The sequence below is a fragment of the Pantoea rodasii genome, from assembly GCF_002095465.1.
In the GTDB taxonomy this organism is placed as follows: Bacteria; Pseudomonadota; Gammaproteobacteria; order Enterobacterales; family Enterobacteriaceae; genus Pantoea; species Pantoea rodasii.
The window spans coordinates 1-2,515 of the sequence record NZ_MLFP01000052.1 but is presented as its reverse complement, the minus strand read 5'-3'; the positions used below and the strand labels follow the sequence as shown (position 1 = coordinate 2,515).

The 2,515-nt window shown below is 41.0% G+C and carries 2 protein-coding genes and 1 pseudogene; 2 read left to right on the top strand and 1 reads right to left on the bottom strand.

The annotated features are described in order from the left end of the window. Together HA45_RS23245 and HA45_RS23240 are read left to right on the top strand one after the other, a co-directional pair. Nucleotides 1-126: integrase core domain-containing protein (locus HA45_RS23245; protein WP_143808515.1), on the top strand; the 126-nt coding region annotated here is incomplete at its 5' end. Nucleotides 127-659: 533 nt separating this feature from the next. Continuing rightward, nucleotides 660-1,160 carry a response regulator transcription factor gene (locus HA45_RS23240; protein ID WP_128599091.1) on the top strand — a complete coding sequence of 167 codons (501 nt, stop codon included), beginning with the start codon at nt 660-662 and terminating at the stop codon, nt 1,158-1,160. A 544-nt stretch (nt 1,161-1,704) separates the two neighbouring features. Here the strand turns inward: HA45_RS23240 and HA45_RS23235 are convergent. Further along, nucleotides 1,705-2,367: pseudogene (locus HA45_RS23235) on the bottom strand (DinB/UmuC family translesion DNA polymerase); the annotation flags it as partial. Between the last annotated feature and the right edge of the window lie 148 nt (nt 2,368-2,515).

Genomic DNA, 2,515 nt, shown 5'->3' with positions numbered 1-2,515 from the left:
CTGGAGGATGCGCGATACAACATCGATGCCTGGCGCATACACTATAACCAGAGTCGCCCTCATTCTGCACTGGGCTTGATGACCCCGACCGAATTCGCCAAAAAATCTGCCGGTTGCCAGAATTAGCAACCAACCTGAAGCCGGTTATTCCTGACTATGCCTGGATCATATTCGGGGTCAGTGTCACCAACCGACATTACTAACTAGAAGTTGTATCAAATACTAGGGGCTGATCAATTGCACCACATTTAGAATTTAATGAATCGTAAAAACACAAAGTATTTTTCAACGCTAGGCTTTATTCTAACACTCAGTATTTATAATTATGTTACGCTAATATAAATTAATGTTAAAGAGGTTGTTTGGTTTTCATCTAAAATTATGAGGTTGATTAAAATCAGACTTGCTTTAGGTATAATTCTTATTTCATAAAGAATATCATTTATTGTGATGTTTTTTATGTATAATTTTTTTGTTTTCCGGGTGTATGTATGCTTGACCAGGGCTGCAACAAAAACCAAAAATAATGCAAGAATTGATATATAAATCATAATCTTGAGACCTTCTGTGAAATTGTTAATAAAAATTTTAAATTTTGCTTTGATGAAATAAAAGTGTATTAATATCTTTAGTCTCTAGGATGAAAGGTTGATAAGGAAATGGAAAGAAACGTGCTTTTTTTATATACTAACAATACATACCTGTCCATAGGTTTAAGAGGCCTGAATTTTAGAAATTTGCATTTTAAGTCTTTTTCAATAAATGCGATTTCAAAGCATGATGCAGACCCAAATTCTATCATTCTTATAGATTTAGATTCTCTTGAGAAAGCGAGGGGGATCAAAACGAGCTTATTGAGTGAAAAGTTGAGTAAGTTTCCTTATATAATATTAATAGGAGGGGGGAATCTCAGGTATTTTTTACATATGCTATTACCTGAATCATCAACCATCAGAAAAAATAGCATGCTGTTCTTTTTAAGAATGCTTGATGAAGGGGGGCGGTACAATTTAATAATGGATAATCTAAAAATCCAGCCTGAGCAGAAGTTAACTAAAAGAGAGTTTCAAATAGTTTTACTTTTTATGGAGGGGTGGAATCAATTTGAAATTTGCAACAAATTAAAAATAAAAGAAAAAGACTTTATACTGTCATACTAGCTCAGCATTAGGAAAGATGGGTGTGAGAAAACTATCGCATATAATGATGTCATCTAATCTTATTAAGTTTACTCTACTGCATCAATAGCTAAATGCTAGAGAGTATGTTTTTAATGAGCACTTTGCCATTTTTATTTGCAGTGGTTACTCATTTATTAAAAAAAGGAAATATTGCATTGATAGTATTTGCCCTTTCTGAAAGGCCTATTAAATTAAGTATATCATTGGGCTTTCAATTATTATATCAAACTTTGATTTTACACATTTGATAATGAATTTCTGTGTGTTTTTAAATATTCACTTATTCCTTATACTGTTACTACTTTTTAATTTTTAAAGTATACCTAAGAATAGGAGATTTCTTTATCGTCATGGTTGTCCCAATTATCCAGCATCAGAGCAATACAGAGATACGTTTCCAGTTCTATTCCGTTTGCTTTCGCACGACAGCTGTTTGTTGCGATGCATCAAGCCTGCCTTGCATGTTTTCCATTTCTGCTTCATGAACCCAGCTCCTTATACGTTTTGAATCGTTTTTTGATTACGGTGACGTCCGGATGAAGATGCTGATGCGCCGGCAGAACTGACGTTCTCCGCGAAGTTTCTCTGCAGCGCGCGTGGCGTACTGGCACAGCGCCTGCTGCATGGCCACCTTTGAGGTGATGCGTTCGCCAAAGGACCTGGAGCAGCAAATCTGCTGTTTGGCCGGGGGCAGTTCCTCGATCGGGATACAGGATTCGCCGTTCAGTTCGCGCACGGTTCTCTCAAGCACCACGTTAAAGTCTTTTCGGATGAGGGCAGGGTGCGCGCGCGCCAGCTGCAGGGCGTTACTGATGGCCATGACGTTCAGCCTTTTACCGATGCGGCGGCCCACGCCCCAAACCTCCTCCACGGGCTGATTGGCCAGCAGCGTTTCGGTGCGTTTCGGATTACCCTGCGTGAGCGCCAGCACTCCGCGGAACTGCTTCCACTTTTTGCTCGCCCACTGCGCGGATTTCGCCAGGGTTTTGTCAGTCCCATGCCGACGCCTACGCGTCAGGCCTGTGGTGGCCAGTACGTGCGCGCGCAGGCGCCGGCCAAAGTCCTCGCAGCCATCGATGCCGGTCAGATCCAGGAAAATCTCATCGATGCTGTACTGCTCGACACGGGGCGTCATTTCCTCCAGTGCCGTCATAACTCTCTGGCTAAGACTATGATTTATGTGGAATGGAAAATCTACAGGATTAGTTCGGATTTGAATGGCTGCTATGAGCTGTGAGTTCAACTGATGGACGCAACACACTTATTGAACCGTTCTGCGGGTGATTCATAGTCTAGCGTTTTTCTCGGTCTTTCGTTGAGCTGTCTGGCAACGT

Bases quoted from the DNA above. Each gene is read 5' to 3' on its own strand.
- HA45_RS23240 (WP_128599091.1), top strand. From the start codon at position 660: ATGGAAAGAAACGTGCTTTTTTTATATACTAACAATACATACCTGTCC.